The sequence below is a fragment of the Frateuria defendens genome, from assembly GCF_001182895.1.
In the GTDB taxonomy this organism is placed as follows: Bacteria; Pseudomonadota; Gammaproteobacteria; order Xanthomonadales; family Rhodanobacteraceae; genus Frateuria_B; species Frateuria_B defendens.
Genome location: NZ_LFQR01000133.1, coordinates 22,726 through 46,947, shown reverse-complemented (window position 1 = coordinate 46,947; position 24,222 = coordinate 22,726). Strand labels below are relative to the sequence as shown.

Sequence of the window (24,222 nt, the reverse complement as noted above, 5' to 3'; positions counted from 1 at the left end):
CCAAGGCCGCCACGCCGGCGGAGTGGAACACCTACCTGCTCGCCTCGCCCGACTTCAACTACCGCTGAGGGATTTCCCATGAAGCGTCGCCAGTTCCTGCTCGCCGCCGCCAGCGCCGCCGCCCTGCCCGCGCTCTCCTTCTCCGGCCGCCTGTTCGCCGCGCCGGCAGGCTCGCCGCGCTTCCTGTTCGTGTTCCTGCGCGGCGGCTACGACTGCAACAACCTGCTGGTGCCGCACGGCAGCGATTTCTACTACGCCTCGCGGCCCACGCTCGCCATCGCCCGGCCCGCCGCCAACGATCCGAACAGCGCCATCCCGCTCGATGCGAACTGGGGCCTCAACCCGGTGCTGCGCGAGTCGATCTACCCGCTGTGGCAGAAGAAGCAGCTGGCCTTCATCCCCTTCGCCGGCACCGACGATCTCTCGCGCAGCCACTTCGAGACACAGGACGACATCGAGCGCGGCGAGCCGCAGCAGCCGGGCGCCAACTACCGCTCCGGCTTCATGGCGCGACTCTCGGGCCTACTCACCGGCACGCCGGCGATCGCCTTCACCGGCAACCTGCCGCTGAGCTTCCAGGGCAGCGCGCGCGACGTACCCAACATCTCGCTCAAGGGCGACACCAAGGCGCGCTTCGACGAGCGCCAGTCGGCGATCCTGGCCGGCATGTACCAGGGCACGCCGCTGGCCGCCGCCGCCACCGACGGCCTGGCCCTGCGCCGCGCCGTCTCCAGCCACCTGCAAGGGCTGGAGGACGAGATGATGCGCGCCAGCCGCGGCGCGCCCAGCGCGCGCAGCTTCGCCACCGAGACGCGCCGCATCGCCACGCTGATGCGCGACCAGTACCGGCTCGGCTTCGTCGACGTCGGCGGCTGGGACACGCACGTGAACCAGGGCGGCGCCAACGGCCAGCTCTCCAACAACCTGCGCAACCTCGGCGAGGGCCTGGCCGCCTATGCCCAGACGCTGGGGGACGCCTGGAACGACACCACCGTGGTGGTGCTCTCCGAGTTCGGCCGCACCTTCCGCGAGAACGGCGACAAGGGCACCGACCACGGCCACGGCACCGTGCACTGGGTGCTGGGCGGCAAGGTCAACGGCGGGCGCATCGCCGGCGAGCAGGTGGCCGTCACCCAGGCCAACCTGCTGCAGAACCGCGACTACCCGGTGCTCAACAACTACCGCGACGTGCTCGGCGGCCTGCTCGGCCGGCTGTGGGACTTGAACGCCGGCCAGTTGCAGGCGGTGTTCCCGCAGGCCAGGCCGCGCAACCTGCAACTGGTGTGACCACCATGGCATGCAGGAAGCCGGCACGTACGCATGGAGCGCCCACTGCAAAGGCACCGCGCACGCGGCGGCGTGCCGGCCTCGCCCTCGCGCTGGCGCTGCTGCCCCTGCTCGCTAGCGCACGCGGCGACGCGCCGCTCGCGCGCGAGGACATCGCCTGGCTGCGCCGCGACGGCTTCGGCCTGGATGCCGCGGCGGTGGCCCGCTACCACGAACTCGGCCGCAGCCGCCTGCTGGCCGCGCAGCTCGACGACCGCGTGGACGGCGCGCTGCCGCCTGCCATCGCCGCGCTGCTCGCCGGCTATCCCGCGCAAAGCACCTCCGCCGCGCAGCGGCTGGCCGACTTCGCCGCCGCGCAGGCACGCATCAAGGCCATGCCCGACGGCGACGCCAGGCTGGCCGCCCGCAACGACGTGCAGAAGCAGGGCAACCAGCTGATGCAGCAGGCGCAGCAGGCCGCGCTGCTGCACGCCGTCTACGGGCCCAACCAGCTCAAGGAGCAACTGGTGTGGTTCTGGCTCAACCACTTCAGCGTGTACGCGCCCAAGGGCCGCGTGCGCTGGGAGGTAGCCGACTACGCCGAGCGCGCCATCCGCCCGCACGCACTGGGCAAGTTCCGCGACCTGGTGATGGCCACGCTGCAAAGCCCGGCCATGCTGGAGTTCCTCGACAACGCGCAGAACGCCAAGGGCCACGTCAACGAGAACTACGCGCGCGAGCTGATGGAGCTGCACACGCTGGGCGTGAACGGCGGCTACACCCAACAAGACGTGCAGCAGCTGGCCTTGATCCTCACCGGCGTGGGCATCGCGCCGGTGGACGGCAAGCCCGAGCGCTTCAACCCGAAGATGGCGCCGCTGGTGGTGCACGATGGGCTGTTCGAGTTCAACCCCAACCGCCACGACTTCGGCGACAAGACCTTCCTCGGCCACCCGATCAAGGGCAGCGGCTACGACGAGGTGAGGCAGGCGGTGGACCTGATCGTGCGCCAGCCCTCCTGCGCCCAATTCGTCTCGCACCGGCTGGCCGAGTACTTCGTGGCCGACCAGCCGCCGCCGAAGCTGGTGGAACGCATGGCGCGCACGTTCCGGCGCAGCGACGGCGACATCGCCAAGGTGCTGCGCACGCTGTTCGAATCGAAGGAACTGACGGCGGGCGCCGGCGCCAAGTTCAAGGACCCGACCCAGTTCGTGGTCTCGGCCATGCGCCTGGCCTACGACGGCAAGCCCATCGCCAATGCGCTGCCGCTGGTGAACTGGCTCAACCAGCTGGGCGAGCCGCTGTACGGGCGCATCACGCCGGACGGCTGGCCGCTGGACGGTGCCGCCTGGTCCAGTTCCGGGCAGATGGAGGCGCGCTTCGAGATCGCCCGCTCCATCGGCTACGGCAACAACCAGCTCTTCACGCCCCCCGGCGCCACGCAGCAACTGCCCGGCTTCCCGCTGCTCACCACGCGGCTCTACTACGAGGCGGTGGAACCGGGCCTGGGCGACGCCACCCGCAACGGCCTCGCCCAGGCCCGCTCGCAGCAGGAGTGGAACGCCTTCCTGCTGGCCTCGCCGGACTTCAACCACCGCTGAGGCCGCACGGCCGCCTACCGGCCACGGCGCACACCGGCTTGACCGCGCGATGCCGGCGCTCCGAGGATACGGCGCAGGCCGACATCCACGCCGCCGCCCGAGGCGGCGCTGCCCACGGAGCGCATGCCATGAACGCCGACCGGACCGCTGGACGCCGCCGCTTGCCGCCCCTGCTCGCCGCCGCCGCGCTGCTGCTTCCGCTCGCCGCCATCGGCCAGGGCGCGCAGACGCTGGACACCGCCTCCTTCACCGTCCGCATCGTGCCGCACTGCGAGGAGGGCGAGGTGGCCTGCAACCGGGTCGAGTACCTCGGCACCAGCAAGAAGACCGGCAAGTCGCTGCGCCTCGCCGGCAGCACCCGGCACGCCCCCTGCGCCGACGGCGTCACGCCCTGCCGCTTCCTGGGCTACGTGTTCCGCAACCGCGGCGTGACGTACTTCGTCGGCGAGGACGGCCAGCTGCTGGTCACCCGGGGCGACCAGGTGCTGGTGAAGGAGAGCGGGACTTGGCGGTAAAGACGTCCGTCATGTGCCTTGGCATAGCGCCGATGGCGTGCAGGCTTGGGAAGCTTTCTCCCGCCTGGTCGGCGTCGAAGCCAGACAGTGGCCGGGGGGATCGTCGCCGGCTGACGCCTGGCAGGTTCCTGACCAGGACACCGGCGTGGTGGATGTCCGGCGTTCCGGGCGAACCCTCATCCGCCTGCCGGCACCTTCTCCCGGAGGGAGAAGGATTCCAGCCTGGAAGGGTGAGGTCATGAAGGCGCCCGTGGGGCCCGCCCTGCCGAAGCCCCGTCATGCCGGCGCAGGTTGGCATCCAGCGACGGCACACCGAGCGGTAGCGCGAAGTCCCCGCAGCTCTCCGCAGCTCTCCGCAGCTCTCCGCGGCTCTCTGCGCCGCCCCGCACCACCCCGAACCCGACCGCCCTCGAAACCTTCCCACCCGCCGACATCGAGTTAATGAAGATTTCTTCATGCTTTGGCGAAGGGTGGTTTATGGGTCGAGCCCTAGCGTGTCGCAGGGCTTAGCCATGCGTTGGCGACCGTGCCGGCGCCTCGCCGCCGAGCCCGGGCGGCAGGGCGGCTCGGCGCGTCATCCGTCTCGCCGGCATGGATGCCGGCGCCACCGTTCCGGCGCGGCGATTGCGGAGGCCGCATCGGCACGCGACTCAAAGGTCAGGTCATGCGGTTGAATGCTGGGTCCAGGCACTGGCGGCGCGCCATCGAACGGGTGCGCCGGCGCTGGTTGTCGAATCTGTTCGCCGCCCTCTTCCGCGGCGGCGCCGAATCGGAGCGCCTGCCCGGCGCCGGCATCCATCGCATCCTGCTGATCCGCCCGAACCACCGGCTCGGCAACACGCTGCTGCTGACGCCGCTGGTGGACGAGCTGGAGCGCGCCTACCCCGGCGCCGAGATCGACATCCTCACCGCGGGCCCGGCCGCGGCGGACGTTTTCCGCGGATTCGAATCCGTGCGCCATGTCTTCGCGCTGCCGGCCAAGGTGGTGCGCCACCTGCCGCGCCTGTTCGGGTTGCTGCGATACCTTCGCCGCAGCCGCTACGACCTGGCGATCGACCCCAGCAAGGGTTCCGGCAGCAGCCGCCTGCTGCTGCTCTTCGCCAGGGCGAACCACAAGCTCGGCTTCGTCGGCGCGCGGACGTATGGACGTCTGACCTGCGGCATCGCCGCGCCCGGGCATCCGCAGCACATGGCGCAGCAGGCGGTGTACCTGCTGCGCGCGGCGCGCGGCGAGGGCGTCGAGGGCCGTTTCCCGCGCCTGGACATCCGCCTGTCGGGGGCCGAGCGCTGCCAGGGCCAGGAACGCCTGCGGCACCTGTTCGCCCCCGAAAGTCCGGACGGCCCGGTGATCGGCCTCTACGGCACCGCCACCGGCGCCAAGGCCTACGGCCCGGCATGGTGGACGGCGCTCATCGAGTACCTGGCCGCGGCCCTGCCCGCGGCGCGCTTCGTCGAGATGGTGCCGGCCGACGGCGTCTCCCGCTTTGGCGACCGCTTTCCGGCCTACTTCTCCACCTCGGTGCGCGCCATGGCCGGCGTGATGGCGGCCATGGACTGCGTGGTGAGCGCGGACTGCGGCGTGATGCACCTCGCCTGCGCCTCCGGCGCCACCACCGTCGGCGCCTTCAAGGTCACCGACAGCCAGCGCTACGGGCCCTACGGCGACGGCAACGTCGCGATCGACGCCGACGACCGCTCGGCACAAGCCGTGGCCGAGGCGGCCCTGCACGCGCTGCACAGCCCCGCGCAACGCACGGACCCGGCCCCGGACACCACCCGGCTCACCGCCGGCACCCGACCGACCGGCCGCCTCCGCTGAAAACCGCGACGCCGCATTGCCGGCGTCGCGCAACGCGTGACGATCAAGGAGCGCGGCGTGGACGAAGGCGGCGCAACGCGGCGAGCGGAGCGCCTGGAAGACCTCGGGATGCGTCCGCGCCTCGACGCCCCACGGCGGACCACGCCGCATGCCTTCACCGCGCCTCACACCGCCGCGCTGCGCACCAGCAGGTGCTTGGCGAACAGGCCGTGCAGCTTGCCCAGGCCCCGCACCAGGTGCAGCGTGGCGAACAGCAGCGCGATGCCGAGCAGGCACGATGCGATCGCCTCGATCCAACCCGGCTCATGCGATCCCGTGCCCCAATTGACCAGGAACGTGCCGCCCACGAAGGCATCCCCCAGGCCGGCGCCGTGCAGCGCCACCACCACGGGCAGGCCGATCAGGCCGAGCGACGTGGCGAGCAGGGTCACCGCGATGCTGAAGTACGCCACGCCCAGCGGCAGCATCAGCAGCATGTAGAGCAGCGTGGTCCAGGTGCGCGCGTCGGTGAACATCGCCCCGATGCGCTTGAGCAGCGGCAGGCTCTTCGCCGGATACGGCGGCCGCCGCGGCATGCGCACGCCGAGCATCGCCTCCACCAGCCGCCCCTCCAGCAGCGACAGCGCGCGCACCGTGGCGAAGAACAGCACGATGAAGGGAATGCCGACGATCAGCACCGACAAGCCCGCCGACAGGCTGAGCCCGGCCACCACCCAGGTGAAGTAGACGATGCCGGTGCCGAGCCCGAACAGCATGTAGAACAGCGCGCCCCAGGTGTGGGCGTCGGCCGCCACGCCGAAGAAGCGGCCCAGCGCGGAATGGCGCCTGGGCGGCGGCGGCGGGCGCAGCGCGCGCTGGATCTTGATCTCCTGGTCGCGGTAGATGTCCGCCACCTCTTCCGGCGCGCCGTAGCTGCCCACCACGCGGGCCAGCATCTCGGCCTCGCTGCGACCGGGCTGTTCGGCAAGCTCGGCGCGCAGGTGTTCCTCCGCGTCGTAGAGCGCGTCCTGCACCAGTGCGGGGTCGGCCCCGCGCAGCGCGGTGCGCAGCTGCTCCAGGTATTGGGCAATCGTGCGTGGCGTGTCCATCACACCCCTCCTCTGAGAACCTTGTCGACGGAATCGCGGGTGGCTGCCCAGGCCGCGCGCCATGCGCGCAGCGCCTCGCGGCCCGCCCTGGTGATGCGGTAGTAGCGGCGCGGCGGGCCGCTCACCGAGGGCTCCACCTCGCTGGCCAGCAGGCCCGCGCCCTCCAGGTTGCGCAGCACCGGATACAGCGCGCTCTGCTTGCCCGCCAGCGCGCCCTCCCCCTCCGCCTCCAGCCGCTTGGCGATCTGGTAGCCGTACATCGGCTGCCGCGCCTGCCCGAGCACCGCCAGCAGCACCAGCGACACGGTGCCGGCCGACAGCTCCTTCTGGAATTTCTTCAGCTGGGCATCGAGCTCGTCCACGCGCTGGCCTGCACTGCCATCTGTATAGGCATGCACAGTAGTGCCAAGTTATGCATAGTGCATGGGCAGGAAGTCACGCCGGCGGGCTGGGCCATGCGCGGGCACGACGTTCCCCCGCTTACGCCTGATCGAACCAGGCAAGCCAGCGATGAGCGATGCAATAGCCAGGTAGAGCCCTGCGTTGACACGGCTTTTGAACGGCTCCCCCGGTCCGTTGTCAGAATGATGGCCACCTGCAGGTTGGACACACCCATGGCGCTCAAGCGGATGGACAACGTGGGAATCGTCGTCGATGACCTCGAAGCGACGATCGCTTTCTTTCGCGAACTCGGCCTCGACCTCGAAGGGCGGGCCATGATCGAAGGAGAATGGGCTGGACGTGTCACTGGACTGGGCGACCAGCGCGTCGAGATTGCCATGATGCGCACGCCGGACGGCCACGGCCGGCTCGAGCTTTCCCGGTTTCTCGCGCCGCCTGCCGTCGCCGATCACCGGAACGCTCCGGTGAACGCTCTGGGCTACCTGCGCATCATGTTCGCCGTGGACGACATCGACGAGACGCTCGAGAGGCTCCGCAAGCGCGGCGCGCAGCTCGTGGGCGAAGTGGTTCAGTACAAAGACACCTATCGGCTCTGCTACGTCCGCAGCCCTGAAGGACTTCTCATCGGACTCGCCCAAGAACTCGGATGAGGGCCGGCTCTGACGGAGGCGTTCGCCGGCGATGCCGGCCCGCGCTGACCAGGAAGCTACCCGGCCGCGTCATCGCCCCATCGATCCGCCACCGGCGACGCGGCTCACAGGTGCTTGTAGAAGAACGTGGTCGAGCAGTACGCGCCGTCGGGCATCAGCGCGTACCACGGCACGTCGCCTGCGCGCTGCCAGCCGTGGCGGGCGTAGAGCCGCGCGGCGTCGCCGCCGGTCACGGCGTCGAGCACCAGCACGCTGCGGCCTTCCTCGCGCGCCACGGCTTCGAGGGCCGACAGCAGCCGCGCGGCGAGGCCGCGGCGGCGGGCGCGGCGGTGCACCAGCATCTTGGCGACGTCGGCGCGATGGGGCTGATTGTCGGGCAGCGCCAGGATCAGCTGCACCGTGCCGAGGAGGCGGCCCTCGCCGTCCTCGGCCACCAGCAAGGCGCGTTCGCCGCGCGCGACGCCCTGGGCCACGCCCTGCCAGAAAGCCACGGCCCGGGCGCGCGGCAGCGGCCGCATGAAGCCCACCGAGGCGCCGCCTTCGACGCAGTCGATCAGCACCTCGGCCAGCGCCTCGACGCGATCGGCCGCCTCGGCGGCATCGAGACGACGCACAGTCGTCGCAGTACCCATCAAGCTTTTCCTCGTCAGCCCCAAAGACGGCGTGACCAGCACCGCCAGGTTGCTCGCCGGCCTGCGTGGCGGAACACATTGGAGCATGGCGAGGCAGTCGCCAACACTGCGCTCTGCTAAGTTGGCGGCCAGCCGCGCCACCATTCGAAGGGGAAACCATGCTCCGCCACCGCCTCGCCGCCTGCGCGCTGCTCGCCGGCGCCCTCGCCCTGCCCGCCTTCGCCGAGGAAGCCAAGACGCCGACACCGAAGGAGCTGCTGGCGAAATCCACACCTGCCGAATGGCGCACGCCCGACCCGCGCAACCTGCTGGTGATGACCCTGCCCGCCGGCCGCGTGCTGATCGAATTGGCGAGCGACTACACCCCGCTGCACGCGGCCAACCTGCGCACGCTGGCGCACGAGCATTACTTCGACGGGCTCTCGATCAACCGCGTGCAGGACAACTTCGTCACCCAATGGGACGACCCGGCCTCCGACAGCGACCCGGTGGACGAGAGCAAGCTCAAGCCGCTGGGCTCGGCCAGGAAAACGCTGCCGCCGGAATTCACCCGCGCCATCGACCCCAAGCTGCCGTGGACCCGGCTACCCGACGGCGACATCTACGCGCCCGAGGTCGGCTTCTCCGAAGGCTTCCCCGCCGCGCGCGATCCCAAGCGCGGACAGACCTGGCTCGCCCACTGCTACGGTGCGGTGGGCGTGGCGCGCGACATCGGCGCCCAAAGCGGCAACGGCAGCGCGCTCTACGCCATCATCGGCCAGGCGCCGCGCGGGCTGGACCGCAACCTCGCCGTGGCCGGCCGGGTGATCGAGGGCATGGAGCGGCTCTCCGCGCTGCCGCGCGGCCCCGCGCCGATGGGCTTCTACACCGATCCCGGGCAGCGCGTGCCGATCACCTCGGTGCATCTGGCCGCGGACCTGCCCGAGGCCGAGCGCCCGCGCGTGGAGGTGCTGCGCACCGACAGCGCCACCTTCGCCGCGCTGATCGAGGCCAAGCGCAACCGCCGCGATGCCTTCTACACCGTGCCGGCCGGCAAGATCGACCTGTGCAGCATCGGCATTCCGGTGCGGGAGAAGAAGTAGCGCACGCGGCGGCAGGCGCGCGGGCATCCGGCGTCGACCGCGGGCGCGCCGCGGCCGGCTCGTGGCCGCGTCGTCACCGGGCACGCAGGGGCGCATCGCCTCACGGGGCTTCGCGTCATGCGTCGCCTCGCTGCCCTGCCGCCGGCGCCGGACGCCGAAGCGGAGCCGCGCGACCCGCTACACTCGCCGCATGCCTCCGCCGTTCGTCGATCTGCTCGCCCGGCCGGCCGTCCGGGCCGTGCGCCGCTGGGTGCTCGGCGCCTTCCCGCGCGAGCACGGCCTGGCCGACTACGACGCGCCGGCCGGCGATGCGGGCCTGTTCGGGCCGGACAGCGTCACCTGGCGCATCCACGCCGACTTCCCCGGCATGCTCGCCGGCGGGCTGGCCGCGCTGATGCTGCAGACCCTGCACCCGCTGGCGCTAGCCGGGGTGTGGGACCACTCCAACTTCCGCGAGGACCTGGTGGGCCGCCTGCGCCGCACCACCCGCTTCGTCGGCGCCACTACCTATGCGCCGCAGGCGATGGCGCAGGCGCTGATCGGACACGTCAAGGCGATCCACGCGCAGGTGCACGGCGTGGCCGAGGACGGCCGCCCCTACCGCGCGGACGATCCGGCCCTGCTGACCTGGGTGCACGTCACCGAGGCCTACAGTTTTCTCCAGGGCTTTCGCCGCTACAGCCACCGCGCGGTGCCCGAGGCGATCGCCGACCGCTACTACGACGAGGCGCGCCGCGTGGCCGAGGCGCTGGGCGCGCGTGGGGTGCCGCGCTCGCAGGCCGAGGTGGCGGCGTATTTCCGCCGCGTGCAGCCGCAGCTGCGCTACGACCACCGCTCGCGCGAGGTGCTGGGCGTGCTCACCACGGTGCGCCTGCCGGTGCCGGCGGCGGGGCTGTCGCGCGACCTGTTCCTGCATGCGGGCGCCGCCTTGCTGCCGGACTGGGCCAGCGAGCGCCTCGAACGCACGCCGGCACAACGGCGGCAGGACCGGCTGGCGGCGCGCACGCTGTGGCTGCTGGCGCCGGCGTTCCGCGCCGCGCTCCGCGACGGCCTGGTCGCGCATGCCTGCCGCCGCATGGGCGTGGCGCCGGAGCGGATGCTGCGCTGGCCGGCGTAGCGCCGGCCCGTCGTCCCTCGCCGCCGGTTACGTCCAGATCGAACACCGGCTCGGCCGACACGGCCGCCCCCGTGCTCACGCCGATCCACGCCCTCGCCCGCCCCATCCACATCGTCGTCCCCGGCCGTCCGCATCCCTCGTCCCGCCACCCGCCGGCATCGCCGCAGCGTTGACAGCCCCTGCCGTTCCGCTACTTTCGCCCATTGGGGAACTACACGGACGCTGGATGGCCACCCTCATTCCTTCCCGCAGCAGCTGCCTGCCGCGCATGACCGGCGGCGAGAAGCGCGTATCCGAACGGCTGGAGCAGAAGCTCGAGGACGACTACCTGCTGTGGTACGACGTGCCCATCGGCCCCAAGCAGCGCCAGCCGGACTTCGTGGTGTTCCACCCGCGCCGCGGCGTGCTGGTGCTGGAGGTGAAGGACTGGAAGGCCGAGACCATCCAGCACGCCGACAAGACCCAGTTCACCCTGGTCACCGACCGCGGCCTCGCCGTGGCCACCAACCCGCTGCTGCAGGCGCGCGCCTACGCGCTGGAGATCGTGGTGGCGCTGGAGCGCGACCCGGCGCTGCGCTACCCGGATGGCCACCGCCTCGCCGGCAAGCTGGCGATGCCCTGGAGCTACGGCGTGGTGCTGGCCAACATCACCCGCAGGCAGTTCGACGAGGGCGGGCTCGAATCGGTGCTGCCGGCCCATCTCGTGCTGTGCCGCGACGAGCTGTACGAGACGGTGGACGCCGAGCGTTTGCAGGAGCAGCTGTGGGCGATGTTCCCGCAGGTGTTCCCCACCGCCATGACGCTGCCGCAGATCGACCGCGTGCGCTGGCACCTGTTCCCCGAGTTGCGGGTGGAGCCGGGCAGCGGCCAGTTCGGCCTGTTCGCGCCCGGCGCGGCGAGCGAGAGCAAGGCGCTGGAGATTCCCGACATCGTGAAGGTGATGGACGCGCAGCAGGAGCAGCTGGCGCGCTCGCTGGGCGACGAGCACCGCATCATCCACGGCGTGGCCGGCTCGGGCAAGACGATGATCCTGGGCTTCCGCGCGCTGCAGCTGGCGCGCGCGCTGGCCAAGCCGATCCTGGTGCTCTGCTACAACAAGACGCTGGCCGCGCGGCTGGAGCAGTTGATGGGCGAGCGCGGCCTGGCCGACAAGGTGCAGGTGTACAACTTCCACCGCTGGTGCCGGCAGATGCTCGGCGCCTACCACGTGCCGCTGCCGCCCGGGAAGGGCGCCTCCTTCACCGACGCGCTGCCGCCGGCGGTGATCGCGGGCGTGGACCGCGGCCAGATCCCGCGCTTCCAGTACGGCGCGGTGCTGATCGACGAAGGCCACGACTTCGAGCCGGACTGGTACAGGCTGATCGTGCAGATGATCGACCCGGACACCAACTCGCTGCTGGTGCTCTACGACGACGCGCAGAACATCTACGGCCAGCCCGGCCGCCGCCGCGTGAGCTGGAAGAGCCTGGGCGTGCAGGCGCAGGGCCGCACCACCATCCTCAGGCTCAACTACCGCAACACGCTGGAGATCCTCGCCGTGGCCCGCCGCTTCGCGCAGGAGCTGCTGGCCTCGCGCGTCGAGGACGACGACGGCATCCCGCTGATCGCCCCCGAGAGCGCCGGCCGGCGCGGCGCCCTGCCCGAGCTGATCCGCACCGACACCGCCGCGGCGCAGCTGGACGTGCTGATCCAGCGCCTGCGCGACGAGCACGCCGGCGGCCGCCCCTGGTCGGACATGGCGGTGATCTTCCGCAACCAGTGGGAGGGCGAGAAGCTGCAGCAGGCGCTGGCCCGCGCCGACATCCCCAGCCGCCTCGCCGAGGGCGAGGGCAAGCGCGCGCTGTTCGTGGTGGAGGACAGCGTGAAGCTGCTCACCATGCATTCCAGCAAGGGCCTGGAATTCCCGCTGGTGATCGTCCCCGGCCTCGGCTCGCTGCCCAAGCCCGGCAAGGACGAGGCGGAGGAAGCACGCCTGCTCTACGTCGCCATGACCCGCGCCACCGAGCGGCTGCTGCTCATCCACCACGACGACTCGGTGTTCAGCCAGCGCATCCGCGCCTCGATCAACGAGGTGCAGGGGCAGCTGGCGCGGGCGGCCGACTAGGCGTCCGCCCGACCTCTCCTGGCCGGGCGCAACGCCCGGCCGCGCGGACATACGCCCGCCCCGGCGTGTCGTTTTGTGCCCAAGCGCGTCGTACCGGATGCGCCGGCGGCGCGCCATGCGGGCCCGGCGCGCGTGCCGGCGCGTGCGGCGCGGCCGTGCGCGGCGTTCTGTCGCACATGGCACGCTTAATGCCCTCCTCAGCACGAACGCCAGGACCTGTTGCACCAAGGAGCCGTGCACCTATTCCCGGCGTAGGGGCCGCCGGAACCGATCCCGCCCGACGACGTGTCCGAGCACCGGACCACGGGGAGGCAGCGCAATGAAATCGCGTGAACACGCCGCGCCGCACAGCGCGGTGCAGAAGGAATCGAGCGCACCCGGCAACCCGCTGGCGCGCGCCCTGCTCGACGACACCCTGGTGATTCGGGGCTTGCGGCTCTACGTGCCGGTGCGGGTGAAGTTCGCCGTCACCCTCGTGCTGGCGCTGGCCTGGGCGGCCTTCTCCTACCACCTCGCCGGGCGCTGGCTGGCCGATCTCTCGCAGCTGGCGGGCCCGGTGCCGGCGCACTTGGTCATCTTCGGCGTCGCCATCCTGCCCGGCTTCATGAACGCCTTCCTGGTGGTGGGCCTGCTGCTGGACCGCCGCCCGCCGCGCACCGAGATCACCGCCTTCCCCGGCGTCACCGTGCTGGTGGCCGCCTACAACGAGGAGGAGTCGATCCTCGCCACCCTCTCCAGCCTGGCCCGGCAGGACTACCCGGCGCCGATGGAGGTGCTGGTGATCAACGACGGCTCCACCGACAACACCCTGGTCCGGCTGCACAGCGTCTCCTACCCGTGGCTGCGGGTGATCGACCTGCCGCGCAACAGCGGCAAGGCCAATGCGCTCAACGAGGGGCTCAAGCTCGCCAGCCACCCGCTCACCGTCACCCTGGACGGCGACTCCTACCTCTACCGCAACGCGCTGCGCCACCTGGTCGGCCGCTTCCTCAGCGACCCGCCGAACACCGCCGCCGTGGCCGGCGCCGTGCTGCTGCGCAATTCGCGCCTGAACCTGGTGACCAAGATGCAGGAGTGGGACTATTTCCACGGCATCGCCGCCGTCAAGCGCCTGCAGAGCCTGTTCCAGGGCACCCTGGTGGCGCAGGGCGCCTTCTCGCTCTACCGCACCGAGGTGCTGCACGAGGTGGGCGGCTGGCCCGAATGTGTGGGCGAGGACATCGTGCTTACCTGGGCCATCCTCGACCGCGGCTACCGCGTGGGCTACTGCGAGGACGCGGTGAGCTTCACCAACGCGCCCACCAGCTTCCGCCAGTTCATCCGCCAGCGCCAGCGCTGGTCGCGCGGGCTGATCGAGGCCTTCAAGGCCTACGGCAGCCTGCTGTTCCACTGGCGCATGAGCACGCTCTTCGTGTGGTGGAATCTGCTGTTCCCGTACATGGACCTGGTCTACACGCTGGTCTTCATTCCCGGCCTGCTGCTGGCCTGCTTCGGCATCTACTGGCTGGCCGGGCCGATGACCCTGCTGGTGCTGCCGCTGGCGCTGCTGGTGAACTACCTGATGTTCATGGTGCAGTCGCGCATGTTCCGCGCGCAGGGCCTCAAGGTGCGGCGCAACCCGGTCGGCTTCCTGGTCTACGCCCTGTTCTACGGCATCGTGCTGCAGCCCGGCTGCGTGCTGGGCTACTTCGCCGAGCTGCTCCGCCTGCGCAAGCGCTGGGGGACCAAATGAAACGCCCGCTGCCCCTGCTCGCGCTGGCGCTGCTGCCGCTCGCTGCCGCCCATGCGCAGACGGACCCGGCGAGCGAGATCCGCGCCGGCCGCGCCGCCCTGGTCGATGCCCACCCGCGCGAGGCGCGCGAGCGCTTCGCCGCCGCGCTCGCGCAGCCTGGCCTGCCCCGCGCCGAACGCTACGCGGCCGCGCTCGGCCTCGGCCGCGCCGCGCTGTGGCTGGGCGACTACGCGGCCGCCGCCGGCGCCTTCCAGCTCGCCCGCGAGCAGGCCGAGGACGAGGCCGCGCGCCAGGCCGCCACCACCGGCCTCGCCCAGGCCCTCAACGCCCAGGACTACCCGCGCCAGGCCTATGCACTGGTGGCGCCCTACGCCAAGGGCGAGGCGCGCCCCACGCTGGAGCTGCTGCGCGCGGCGCAGGCCGTGGGCTGGCAGGACAAGAGCCCCGGCTACCTCGCGGCGGCGACACCGCCGGCGGAACAAGGGTATCTGGGCACGCAGTACCGCCTGTCCACCGACGACATGCGCTACGCGCTGGCCCCGCGCGTGGACGCCGGCACCGACTTCAGCCACGACAGCGAGAACCTCGACACCTGGCGCGTGGGCGCCGCCTTCCTCGGCGCCCCCATCGCCCGCGACGGGCTGGTGCAGCGCTGGGGCGCCAGCGCCGACACCACCCACGTCGACGACGACGGCCGCTCGCGCCGGGTCAACGATGCCGCCCTGCTGGCGCAGCTGCGCGCCGGCGACAGCCACTACTTCGACCTCGCCCTCGGCGCCGGCCGCAGCGGCAGCTGGACCTTCCTGCAAGGCTATGCGCGCTGGACCCTGCAGCCGAACGACCGCTTCAGCGTCTCCGCCGCCGCCGAGCGCGCGCCGATCCTGTCCGCGCCGGCCATCGACCACCGCCTCGCCTACGACACCTACAGCGTGAGCACCAGCCTGCGCCCGGCCACCCACCTGTACGTGCTGCCCACCTACTACCGGCAGACCTTCAGCGACGGCAACCGCCGCGACGGCGGCACCCTGCGCGTGGTGCTCAGCCCCTACGACATCCCCGACACCCGCGCCGCGCTCGGCGCCGAGCTGTCCGGGCGCATCTACCACAGCGACCAGCCCAGCCGCGGCGTGTACTTCAACCCGGCCAACTACCGCTCCGCGCAGGTCGGCCTGATCGGCGTGTACAGCCTCACCCCGGCCTGGCGGCTGCACGCGGTGGCCAGCACCGGGCGGCAGGTCATCAACGGCACCGGCGCGCGCATCTACACCCTGGGCCTCACCCTGGACGGGCGCCTGCCGCACAACGGCCGTCTGCAGCTGCGGCTGGGCCGCAGCTCGGTGGCCGGCATCAACCAGGGCGGCAGCGGCTACTGGAACAACACCGTGGGCCTGTCGATCAGCTATCCGCTCTGAACGCTGCGTTCCGAACGCGGCGGCGCCGCCCGCTTGCATCGCCGGCCCGCGCCGCCATGTTCCGGGGCAACAGCCCTTCACCCCGGAACCGCCATGAGCACGCCGCTGACCGTCCCCTGCCCGCATTGCCACGCCCTCAACCGCGTGCCGGCCGAACGCATGGGCCAGCACCCCAGCTGCGGCCGCTGCAAGCGCGCGCTGTTCGAGGGCCTGCCGGTGGCCCTGGACGACACCAACTTCGACGCCGTGGCCGGGCGCGGCGACCTGCCGGTGCTGGTAGACGTCTGGGCCGCCTGGTGCGGCCCCTGCCGCGCCTTCGCCCCGGTGTTCGCCGAAGCCGCGCGCCAGTTCGAGCCGCGCCTGCGGCTGGCGAAGGTGGACGCCGACGCCAGCCCGAAACTCTCCCAGCGCTACGGCATCCGCAGCATCCCCACCCTGCTCCTGCTGCGCGACGGGCGCGAGGTCGCGCGGCAGTCGGGGGCGCTCAATCCCGCGCAGCTCAGGCAGTTCGTGGAGGGCGCGCTGCGCTGAGCTTTGCTTGCTCTCTCCAACGGGGATAGGGATCAAGCCGCGGCGAGCTTGAGCGCGCTTGCCTTGCTTCCTCTCCCCGCCGGGGAGAGGACTGAGGTGAGGGGCGGGTGCTCGCGGGAACGCTCGCCCGAAGCGGGGCTGTCGCGACCGTGCCCCCTCACCCCAACCCTCTCCCCAGCGGGGAGAGGGAGCAGGTTGTGGCGCGCTTTGAGCAGGCGCGCCTTGCTCCTCTCCCCACTGGGGAGATGACCGAGGTGAGGGGCGGGTGCTCGCGGGAACGCTCGCCCGAAGCGGGGCTGTCGCGGCCGCCCCCCCATCCCCCTCCCCCTCGACCACTTGCAGCCTGCCGCCTTACCCGCGCCCTTACGAACTGCAAGAAAGCATCGAACACCCCGCCTTGCGCACTGCCCACTCCGGCCGCTTCCGTGCATAGGCCTCGCGGCCGGGCTGCTCTCCGTAGGGATCGCGCAGTACGTCGAGCAGTTCGTGGACGCCGGCGTAGTCGCCCTGCTCGGCGCGGTCGATGGCCTGCTGGGCGAGGTAGTTGCGCGGCACGTAGAGCGGGTTGACGGCGTGCATCGCGCGGCGCCGCTCGCCAGCGGGTCGCGGATCGCCGGCGAGGCGGGCGGCGTAGCGGCGCAGCCAGTCGGCGAGCCCCGGCGCGGCGGCGCGGAAGCAGGCCTCGTCGTAGGCCAGTTCGCGGAACGTTTCCGGCGTGGCCGTCTGGACGTCCATCTCACCGAGCGTGCGGAAGGTCAGCGTCATGTCCAGCGACGCCTGCTGCATCGCCTCCTGCAGGGACTGCATCAACGCCAGGTCCCCCTCGCGCTCCACGCCCAGGCCGAGCTTGGCCACGGCGTTGGCGCGCTCGTGGCCGGCGTAAAGCTCGGCATAGCGCTCCAGGCTCGCGCGCAACGGCGCCACGTCGCCGAACAGCGGCGCCAGCGCGCCGGCGAGGCAGGAGAGGTTCCACCACGCCACGTTGGGCTGCTGGCCGTAGCGGTAGCGGCGGCGCTGCGCGTCGGTGGTGTTGGGGGTCCACTCCGGGTCGTAGTCGTCGATCCAGCCGTAGGGGCCGTAGTCGAGGGTGAGGCCGAGGATGGACATGTTGTCGGTGTTCATCACTCCATGCACGAAGCCCACGCGCATCCAGTGCGCCATCAGGGACGCGGTGCGGGCGCACACCTCGTCGAACCAGTCCGCGTAGCGCGCCTCGCCCCGCCCGGCGAGATGCGGGAAATCGCGGGCGAGGGTGAAGTCGGCCAATTGGCGCAACAGGGCGACGTCGCCGCGCGAGGTGGGCAGCTCGAACTGGCCGAAGCGGATGAAGGACGGCGCCACGCGGCACACGATGGCGCCCGGCTCCGCGCGCGGATGGCCGTCGTAGAACATGTCGCGCACCACCGGCTCGCCGGTGGCGACCAGGCAGAGCGCGCGCGTGGTCGGCACGCCGAGGTGGTGCATGGCCTCGCTGCACACGAACTCGCGGATCGAGGAGCGCAGCACCGCGCGGCCGTCGGCGCCGCGCGAATACGGCGTAGGGCCGGCGCCCTTGAGCTGCAGCTCCCAGCGCCCGCCGGCCGCGGTCAGCGCCTCGCCCAGCGAGATCGCGCGCCCGTCGCCCAGTTGCCCGGCCCACACGCCGAACTGGTGGCCGCCGTAGTTGGCCGCCCAGGGCTGCATGTCCTCGCGCAGCGCGTTGCCGCCGAACAGGTCGGCGAACTCGGCGCTGGCGAGGTCGGCGGGCGTGAGGCCCAGCGTCTCGGCCATCTCGGCCGAATAGGCCACCAGCCGTGGCGCGGGCACCGGCGTCGGCTCGATGAGGGAATACGCCGCGCCCTCGACCTGGCGTACGCCGGGCCCCTGTTGCGGGTCGCCGGGCAGGTCGCGCACGAAGCGGTTGTCGAAGCGGAGGGTGTCGAGGCTCATGCCCCCGATATTCGGGCATGAGGGCGGTGATGCAAGCGTGCCCGGTACGCCGTCGACAGCATCGGATTCGGCATCCCCCCGCCCTCGTGTAAGGAGCGCGCTTGCGCGCGACCGGCTTTTCTCACCGCATACGCCGGTCGCGCGCTAGCGCGCTCCTACAAAGGCGCGGCGAAGATCTGCGCCACCTCGTCGGCCGCCAGCGCCCGCCACTGGCCGGGCGGCAGGTCGCCCAGCGTGAGGTCGCCGACCGCGATGCGCGCGAGCGTCTCCACCCGGTTGCCGGTGGCGGCGAACATGCGCCGCACCTGGTGGTAGCGGCCTTCGGTGAGGACGAGGCGCACGTGGCGCGGCGCCAGCACCTCCAACTGCGCGGGCGCCAGCGGCGTGGTCTCCGATTCCAGCAGCAGCGTGCCGCTGGCGAAGAGTTCGGCCTCGTGCCCGCGCAGGTCTTCCGCCAGCGTGGCCTCGTACACCTTGGGCACGTGGGTGCGCGGGGAGATGATCCGGTGCAGCAGCGCGCCGTCGTCGGTGAACAGCAGCAGGCCGGCGGTGTCGCGGTCGAGCCGGCCCACGGTGGAGAGCGCCGGCTCGCGCAGGCGGTAGCGCGGCGGCAGCAGGTCGTAGACCACGCGGCCCTGGTCCTTGCGCGAGCAGGTGACGCCGAGCGGCTTGTTGAGCACCAGCACCAAACCCGGCGGCGGATCGAGCGGCTCGCCGTCGAGCAGGATGCGCTCGTGCGGCAGCTTGTCGTCGGCGTAGAGCACCTCGCCGTCGAGGTCGGTGACGCGGCCTTCGCGGAACATCCAGGCCACCTCCTTGCGACTGCCGTAGCCGAGGTTGGCGATCAGCCTGACCAGTTTCATCGGCGCACCTCGCCGGCCTCGATCACCTTGAAGCCCTCCTGCACCACCAGCACGCGCACCGCGGCGAAGCGCGCCGCCAGCGTGGCCTCGTACGGCAGGTGCCGGTTCGCCACCAGCCACAGCCGGCCGTGCGGCGCGAGCGACGCGGCCGCCGCGGCGATGAAGGCGCGGCCGAGGTCCGGCAGGTCGGCACGGCCCTGGTGGAACGGCGGGTTGCTGACGATGGCGTCGTAGCGCTGCGGCAGGCCGGTGGTGACGTCGTGCCAGTGCGCGCCGACGGCCACCGCGCGCCCGCTCTCGCGCACCGCGCGCTCCAGGTTGCGCCGCGCCGGCTCCAGCGCGCCTCCCTCGGCCTCGTAGAGATCGATCGCCGTAACCTTCGGGCAATGCGCGACCACCTGCGCGGCGAGGTAGCCATAGCCGGCGCCGAGGTCGGCAACGCGGCCATGCAGGTCGCGCGGCAGCTGTGCGGCCAGCAGCGCCGAGGCGGCATCGACGCGGTCCCAGGCGAACAGGCCGGGACGGCTGAAGTAGCCCGCCGCGTTCTCGCGCACCGCGTCCAGAGCCAGCCACGCATCGCGCAGCGCCGGCGCGGCGCCGGCTTCCGTCACCGCGCCCCAGAACACCCGGCACTTGTGCTTGGAGAGGCTCGCGAGCGGGCCGAGCAGCTGGGCGAGATCGGCCTCCGCCGACTTCGCGCCCTCCGCGTTCGGCACGCAGGCCAGCACGATGCCGCCGGGCAGCGCTGCGCGCACGGCGCGGGCGAACACCGCGCGCCGCTCGTCGCGCTGGCGCGGCGGCAGCACCAATACCTGCGGGTAGCGCTCGTCCTCGCCCGGCTCGCCCACGCGCAGGCCGCCGCGCCGCAGCGCATCGGCGAAGGGCCGGAAGCTCTGCTCGCACAGCCATGACGGGCCGGCCAGCTCGCGCAAACGCCAACCATCGCGCGCGTTGAGGCACAGCACGCGCCCGTCCGCCGGCCAGCGCAGGTGGCCGGCGTCGAACGGAACGAACAAGGCGTCGAGCGCCGCGTCCGGCGCGGGCGCAGAGAAACCGGCAAGCGTCACATCAGACCTTCAACGGAAATCGAGGCACGCATTGTAGTGGGGAGCGCGCGCCGTGCGCCGCGCGCTACGATGGAACGTCCATCGCCGTGCCGCCGCAAGCATGGAACGCCCCGCCACCGACACGCCCCCGCATGCACCTGGACATCCGCACGCTCGCCATCCTCGGCTTCCTGGTCGGCGTGGTGCTGTCGCTGGGCTTCACCCTGCTCGGCGCGGTGTTGCGCGAGCGCCGGGTGCTGTACTGCTGGGCCGCGGGCTACTGGCTGGCCACGCTGGGCGCGCTGCTCTACGCGCTGCGCGGGCCCATCGCCGAGTGGATCTCGGTAATGGGCGGCAACGCGGCGCTGGCCTTCTCCAGCGCGCTGATGCTGCGCGGTGTGGCCCTGCACCTGGGCATGGCGCCGCGCTGGCGCTGGCCGCTGGCCTTGATCGCGGCCATGCTCGCGCTGTTCGCCTGGTACGAATTCGCCGACCGCGACCTGGTGGCGCGCATGCGCGTGTTCAGCGCGCAATGCGTGATCTGGGACGGCTGGACCATCGCGCTGCTGCTGCACCGCGCGCCGCGCGACATCCGCCGCAGCGCCCGCATCGCCGCCGCCTGCTTCGCCATGGACGCGGTCTTCTACCTGGTGCGGCTGTTCCTGCCCATCCAGGTGCTCAGCCAGGACGTGAACCAGGCCGGCGCGCCGGTGGCCGCGGCCTACGTGCTGGCCATCCTGCTCAACCTGGGCATGAACTTCGCCCTGCTCCTGCTGCTGGTGGAGCGGCTGGTGATCGATCTCGGCAAGCAGGCGCGCACCGACGGGCTCACCGGCCTGCTCAACCGCACTGCGCTGCTGGCGGAGGGCGCGCGGGCGCTGGAGGCCTGCCGCCGCCAGCGCCAGCCGTGCGCGCTGCTGCTGTTCGACCTCGACCACTTCAAGGCGATCAACGACAGCCACGGCCACGAGGGCGGCGACCGCGTGCTGCGCCATTTCGCGGCGCTGGTGCTCGCCGACGGGCGCCGCGACGCGGACCTCTTCGGCCGCTACGGCGGCGAGGAGTTCCTGCTGGTGCTGCCCGGCCTCGACGAGACCGGGGCATGGCAGCAGGCCGAACGCCTGTGCCGCCGGCTGGCCGCCTCGCCGCTGGCCTTCGAGGGCGCGACCATCGCGCTCACCGCCAGCATCGGCCTGACCGCTGCCCGCGACGGCGCCGACCTGCCGCAGCTCATCCGCGAGGCGGACGCGGCGCTCTACCGCGCCAAGGCGGCGGGCCGCAACCGGGTGGCGGCATGGAGCCGCCTTGGCCTCGCCGCCGAAAGCCTCGCGACGTCCTGAAGGCGCCTGCTCCGGCGCGCCGCGCTTCAGCGCGCCTGCGCGCCGCCGCGCACCAGGTACTGCACGCTGAACATGCCTTCCGGGTCGGTCCACAGGCGCGCCACCTCGAGCCCGGCCCTGGCCGCCAGCGCGGCGAAGTCCGCCGGCGAATACTTGCAGCTGTATTCCACCTGCATCGCCTCGTCCTCGGCGAAGTGGTAGGGCTGCCGCCCCACGTGCACGTACTGCGCGCGCGTGCTGACCAGCGCGGTTTCCACGCGCCCGGCCATCGGGTTGTAGCGGGCGCGATGGCCGAAGGCGTCGAGGTCGAAATCGCTGCCCAGCTCGCGGTTGAGCCGCGCCAGCAGGTTCAGGGTGAAGGCCGCGGTGACGCCGGCGCGGTCGTTGTAGGCCGCCTCGATCAGCGCCGGGTCCTTCTTCAAATCCACGCCCACCAGCACGCCGCCGTTCTCGCCCATCTCGCCGCGCATCTTGCGCAGCAGCTCCACCGCCTCGCGCGCCTCGAAGTTGCCGATGGTGGAGCCGGGGAAGTACAGCACCGTGCGGCGCAGCGCGCGCGGCGGGATCGGCAGTCGCAGCGGGCGCGTGAAGTCGGCGCGCAGCGGCTGCACCGGCAGCTGCGGGAACAGCGCGGACATCTGCCGCACGCTGGCCTCCAGCGCGGTCGCGGAAAGCTCCACCGGCACCCAGCACACCGGCGCGTGCAGCCGCTCCAGCAAGAGGCGCGTCTTGGCCGCGTTGCCGCTGCCGTATTCGACCAGCCGCACGTCGGGGCCGAGCGTGTCGGCGATCTCGCCGGCATGCGCCTGGAGCAGCGCCATCTCGCAGCGGGTGAGGTAGTACTCCGGCTGCTCGCAGATGCTCTCGAACAGCTGCGAGCCGCGGCGGTCGTAGAACAGCCACGAAGGCAGGCGCTTGGCGCGCGCGCCCAGGCCGCGCTGCACGATGCCGAGCAACACGGCGGGCGGTGGGTACAGTTCGCTCTCGAAGTCGTAGGGCTGGGTGCTCATGTCGTCGGTCTCGTCGCTATCGATCCTGGGCCAGGCGCAGCCCGGCGAACTGCCAGCGCGCGTGGGGCGGGAAGAAGTTGCGGTAGCTGGCGCGGATGTGCTCGCGCGGCGTGGCGCAGGAGCCGCCGCGCAGCACCCACTGCCCGTTCATGAACTTGCCGTTGTATTCGCCGAGCGAGCCTGACAGCGGACGGAAGCCCGGGTAGCCCACGTAGGGCGAGGCGGTCCATTCCCACAGGTCGCCGTAGAGCTGCTGCAGGCCCTCGCCCTGCGCGGCCGCCGGCAGCTTCGGCGCCTGGTCCAGCAGGTTGCCAGCCACCGGCAGTGGCTCGGCGGCGCTCTCCCATTCCGCCTCGGTGGGCAGCCGCGCGCCGGCCCAGCGTGCGAAGGCGTCGGCCTCGAAATAGCTCAGGTGCGCGACCGGCGCATGCGGGTCGATGGCGCGCACGCCGGCCACGGTGAATTCGCTGGCGAGGTCCGCTTCCCAATACAGCGGGCGCGCCCAGCCCTCGCGCTGCACCGCGGCCCAGCCGTCGGACAGCCACAGCGAGGGCTCGCGGTAGCCGCCGTCGTGCACGAAGGCCGCGTACTCGGCATTGGTGACCAACCGGTTCGCCAGCGCATGCGGCGCGAGCCACACGCGGTGGCGCGGTGTCTCGTTGTCGTAGGCGAAGCCCGCGCCGAGGTGACCGATGCCGGCCACGCCCTCGCGGCCAGCGACGTAGCGCAGCGGCAGCGAGGCGCCCGCCCCGCCCTCGCCCGCCGAAGGCGCGCAGGCCGGCTTCAGCGGGTTGCACCAGAAGGCGTGCTTGATGTCGGTCAGCAGCAGCTCCTGGTGCTGCTGCTCGTGCTGCAGGCCGAGCTCGACCAACGGCGCCATGTCCTGCGCGGCGTCGCCGTCCAGCAGGGCGGACAGCGCCTCGTCCACCTGCCGGCGATAGTCGAGCACCTCGTCCAGCGACGGTCTCGACAGCAGGCCACGCTCCGGCCGCGCATGCATCGGACCCACGCTCTGGTAGTAGGAGTTGAACAGGTAATGCCACGCCGGGCGGTACGGCCGGTAGCCGGCCTTTCGGCCTAGTACGAACTGCTCGAAGAACCAGGTGGTGTGGGCCAGGTGCCACTTCGCCGGGCTGGCGTCGGGCATCGACTGCACCATCATGTCTTCCGCGCTGAGCCCCCCGCACAGCGCCAGGGTGCGCCGACGGATGCCGCGATAGCGTTCACTGGGCGCAACCGGCCGCGTGCTCATCGGCGCATGCCCCGGCGGCGTATCCGGCGCCCGGCCCCGACGGCCGATGCGCATGCGCGGCAAGGGAAACGGTTCGCAAACATGCGCGGAGGATGCCGCAGCCGTCGTTCAGTGCGCGTGATATACAGATGGCAACGGTCTGACAGTCGCCCGCCGCGGCGCATGCCGCGCGACGCCGTCGCCGCCCATTCCCCCAGAGGTGTCGACCATGAAACGCACACTCTTCCTGCTTCCGCTGGCCGCGCTGCTGAGCTGCGCCGCGCACGCCGCCGGGCCGCAGCAGACCGCACGCACGCCGCTGCGCCCCATCTCCGCGTGCATCCGCCTCGACCAGATCAACGAATGGCACGTGGTCGACCCGCGCACCGCACTGGTGCGCACCGGGCCCTACCGTTACCAGGTGAAGCTGCAGAACGACTGCCCGCGGCTGGGCATCGGCGTGCCTGGCCTGCTGTTCCGCCCCAATGAGTCGAACAAGCTGGTAGGCCAGAGCCGCATCTGCGGCGAGGTGGGCGAGACGGTGCAGGCGCGCAACCAGCCGCCGTGCGCGATCGCCTCGGTGAGCAAGATCGACAAGGCCCAGTTCGACAGCCTGAGCAAGCAGGCCCCGCGCCACGGCAGCGCCGCCGACATGCCCACGACGTCGCCGCCCAAGTGAGGCGGCAGGCTCGCTGACACGCAGCCATCCACACATGCCGGCGATGGCGACGCACCGCGCCGGCACGTCCGGCGCGTGACGTAACGCGACGTGACGCGACGTGACGTGCGGCACCCAGGCGTCAACGCGCAGGTGTCAACGCGCACCGCTCGACGCGAAGCCCGGATCACCCA

General features: G+C 71.9%; 21 protein-coding genes. 13 read left to right on the top strand and 8 right to left on the bottom strand.

Annotated elements, in window-relative coordinates; all coding sequences use genetic code 11:
• The first annotated feature begins 78 nt into the window (after window positions 1-78).
• The 4 genes from ACH65_RS15665 (at window position 79) to ACH65_RS15650 (ending at window position 5,201) form a co-directional block, all read left to right on the top strand.
• Window positions 79-1,287 carry a DUF1501 domain-containing protein gene (locus tag ACH65_RS15665; protein ID WP_049623552.1) on the top strand — a complete coding sequence of 403 codons (1,209 nt, stop codon included), beginning with the start codon at window positions 79-81 and terminating at the stop codon, window positions 1,285-1,287.
• Between the two features lie 5 nt (window positions 1,288-1,292).
• Window positions 1,293-2,867: a DUF1800 domain-containing protein gene (locus tag ACH65_RS15660; protein WP_049623559.1), complete on the top strand. Its 1,575-nt coding sequence runs from the start codon at window positions 1,293-1,295 to the stop codon at window positions 2,865-2,867.
• A gap of 128 nt (window positions 2,868-2,995) precedes the next feature.
• Window positions 2,996-3,382 (top strand): hypothetical protein, encoded by a 387-nt coding sequence (locus ACH65_RS15655; protein WP_082190360.1) that lies wholly within the window; start codon window positions 2,996-2,998, stop codon window positions 3,380-3,382.
• Between the two features lie 664 nt (window positions 3,383-4,046).
• On the top strand, window positions 4,047-5,201 hold the full coding sequence (locus ACH65_RS15650) for a glycosyltransferase family 9 protein (protein ID WP_161805619.1): 1,155 nt from the start codon (window positions 4,047-4,049) through the stop codon (window positions 5,199-5,201).
• A gap of 164 nt (window positions 5,202-5,365) precedes the next feature.
• On the opposite strand, the gene ACH65_RS15645 is transcribed toward ACH65_RS15650, so the two are convergent.
• Both ACH65_RS15645 and ACH65_RS15640 read right to left on the bottom strand, forming a co-directional pair.
• The gene (locus ACH65_RS15645; RefSeq protein WP_049623550.1) at window positions 5,366-6,289 is read right to left on the bottom strand and encodes a sensor domain-containing protein; all 924 of its coding nucleotides are present in this window, start codon (window positions 6,287-6,289) and stop codon (window positions 5,366-5,368) included.
• Window positions 6,289-6,651: a PadR family transcriptional regulator gene (locus ACH65_RS15640; protein ID WP_049623549.1), complete on the bottom strand. Its 363-nt coding sequence runs from the start codon at window positions 6,649-6,651 to the stop codon at window positions 6,289-6,291. Before ACH65_RS15640 ends, ACH65_RS15645 begins: the two co-directional genes overlap by 1 nt.
• Before the next feature lie 252 nt (window positions 6,652-6,903).
• On the opposite strand from ACH65_RS15640, the gene ACH65_RS15635 reads away from it, so the two are divergent.
• Entirely contained in the window at window positions 6,904-7,341 is a 438-nt protein-coding gene (locus tag ACH65_RS15635; RefSeq protein WP_049623557.1) for a VOC family protein, read from the top strand.
• Between the two features lie 104 nt (window positions 7,342-7,445).
• Here ACH65_RS15635 and ACH65_RS15630 read toward each other — a convergent pair whose 3' ends face one another.
• A complete protein-coding gene (locus ACH65_RS15630; protein WP_049623548.1) occupies window positions 7,446-7,973 on the bottom strand; it encodes a GNAT family N-acetyltransferase in 528 nt (175 codons plus the stop codon).
• Window positions 7,974-8,131: 158 nt separating this feature from the next.
• On the opposite strand from ACH65_RS15630, the gene ACH65_RS15625 reads away from it, so the two are divergent.
• The 6 genes from ACH65_RS15625 to trxC all read left to right on the top strand — a co-directional run bounded on the left by ACH65_RS15625 (window position 8,132) and on the right by trxC (window position 15,951).
• Complete coding sequence (locus ACH65_RS15625) at window positions 8,132-9,055, top strand: peptidylprolyl isomerase (RefSeq protein ID WP_049623547.1); 924 nt, start codon at window positions 8,132-8,134, stop codon at window positions 9,053-9,055.
• Between the two features lie 190 nt (window positions 9,056-9,245).
• Window positions 9,246-10,172 carry an oxygenase MpaB family protein gene (locus ACH65_RS15620; RefSeq protein ID WP_049623546.1) on the top strand — a complete coding sequence of 309 codons (927 nt, stop codon included), beginning with the start codon at window positions 9,246-9,248 and terminating at the stop codon, window positions 10,170-10,172.
• 226 nt (window positions 10,173-10,398) lie between these two features.
• Window positions 10,399-12,276, top strand: coding sequence for a 3'-5' exonuclease (locus ACH65_RS15615; RefSeq protein WP_049623545.1), 1,878 nt, complete (start codon window positions 10,399-10,401; stop codon window positions 12,274-12,276).
• Between the two features lie 319 nt (window positions 12,277-12,595).
• Window positions 12,596-14,008, top strand: coding sequence for a glycosyltransferase family 2 protein (locus tag ACH65_RS15610; protein ID WP_082190358.1), 1,413 nt, complete (start codon window positions 12,596-12,598; stop codon window positions 14,006-14,008).
• Complete coding sequence (locus tag ACH65_RS15605; RefSeq protein WP_049623544.1) at window positions 14,005-15,420, top strand: hypothetical protein; 1,416 nt, start codon at window positions 14,005-14,007, stop codon at window positions 15,418-15,420. Before ACH65_RS15610 ends, ACH65_RS15605 begins: the two co-directional genes overlap by 4 nt.
• Before the next feature lie 93 nt (window positions 15,421-15,513).
• Window positions 15,514-15,951 carry a thioredoxin TrxC gene (gene trxC / locus ACH65_RS15600; protein ID WP_049623543.1) on the top strand — a complete coding sequence of 146 codons (438 nt, stop codon included), beginning with the start codon at window positions 15,514-15,516 and terminating at the stop codon, window positions 15,949-15,951.
• Between the two features lie 363 nt (window positions 15,952-16,314).
• Here trxC and ACH65_RS15595 read toward each other — a convergent pair whose 3' ends face one another.
• From ACH65_RS15595 to ACH65_RS15585, 3 genes are all read right to left on the bottom strand, one after another.
• Window positions 16,315-17,880 carry a protein adenylyltransferase SelO gene (locus ACH65_RS15595; RefSeq protein WP_049623542.1) on the bottom strand — a complete coding sequence of 522 codons (1,566 nt, stop codon included), beginning with the start codon at window positions 17,878-17,880 and terminating at the stop codon, window positions 16,315-16,317.
• Window positions 17,881-18,035: 155 nt separating this feature from the next.
• Window positions 18,036-18,743 (bottom strand): pseudouridine synthase, encoded by a 708-nt coding sequence (locus tag ACH65_RS15590; protein WP_049623541.1) that lies wholly within the window; start codon window positions 18,741-18,743, stop codon window positions 18,036-18,038.
• Window positions 18,740-19,810 (bottom strand): class I SAM-dependent methyltransferase, encoded by a 1,071-nt coding sequence (locus tag ACH65_RS15585; RefSeq protein WP_049623540.1) that lies wholly within the window; start codon window positions 19,808-19,810, stop codon window positions 18,740-18,742. The genes ACH65_RS15590 and ACH65_RS15585 overlap by 4 nt, the downstream gene beginning before the upstream one ends.
• A 131-nt stretch (window positions 19,811-19,941) precedes the next feature.
• Here ACH65_RS15585 and ACH65_RS15580 point away from each other — a divergent pair, with 131 nt between their 5' ends.
• On the top strand, window positions 19,942-21,129 hold the full coding sequence (locus ACH65_RS15580; RefSeq protein WP_049623539.1) for a GGDEF domain-containing protein: 1,188 nt from the start codon (window positions 19,942-19,944) through the stop codon (window positions 21,127-21,129).
• A 26-nt stretch (window positions 21,130-21,155) separates the two neighbouring features.
• On the opposite strand, the gene egtD is transcribed toward ACH65_RS15580, so the two are convergent.
• Both egtD and egtB read right to left on the bottom strand, forming a co-directional pair.
• Window positions 21,156-22,139: an L-histidine N(alpha)-methyltransferase gene (gene egtD, locus ACH65_RS15575; RefSeq protein WP_049623538.1), complete on the bottom strand. Its 984-nt coding sequence runs from the start codon at window positions 22,137-22,139 to the stop codon at window positions 21,156-21,158.
• Window positions 22,140-22,155: 16 nt separating this feature from the next.
• Window positions 22,156-23,391, bottom strand: coding sequence for an ergothioneine biosynthesis protein EgtB (gene egtB / locus ACH65_RS15570; RefSeq protein WP_049623537.1), 1,236 nt, complete (start codon window positions 23,389-23,391; stop codon window positions 22,156-22,158).
• A 208-nt stretch (window positions 23,392-23,599) separates the two neighbouring features.
• Between egtB and ACH65_RS15565 the strand changes: the two genes are divergently transcribed.
• Window positions 23,600-24,049 carry a DUF6491 family protein gene (locus ACH65_RS15565; RefSeq protein ID WP_049623536.1) on the top strand — a complete coding sequence of 150 codons (450 nt, stop codon included), beginning with the start codon at window positions 23,600-23,602 and terminating at the stop codon, window positions 24,047-24,049.
• Window positions 24,050-24,222 lie beyond the last annotated feature (173 nt).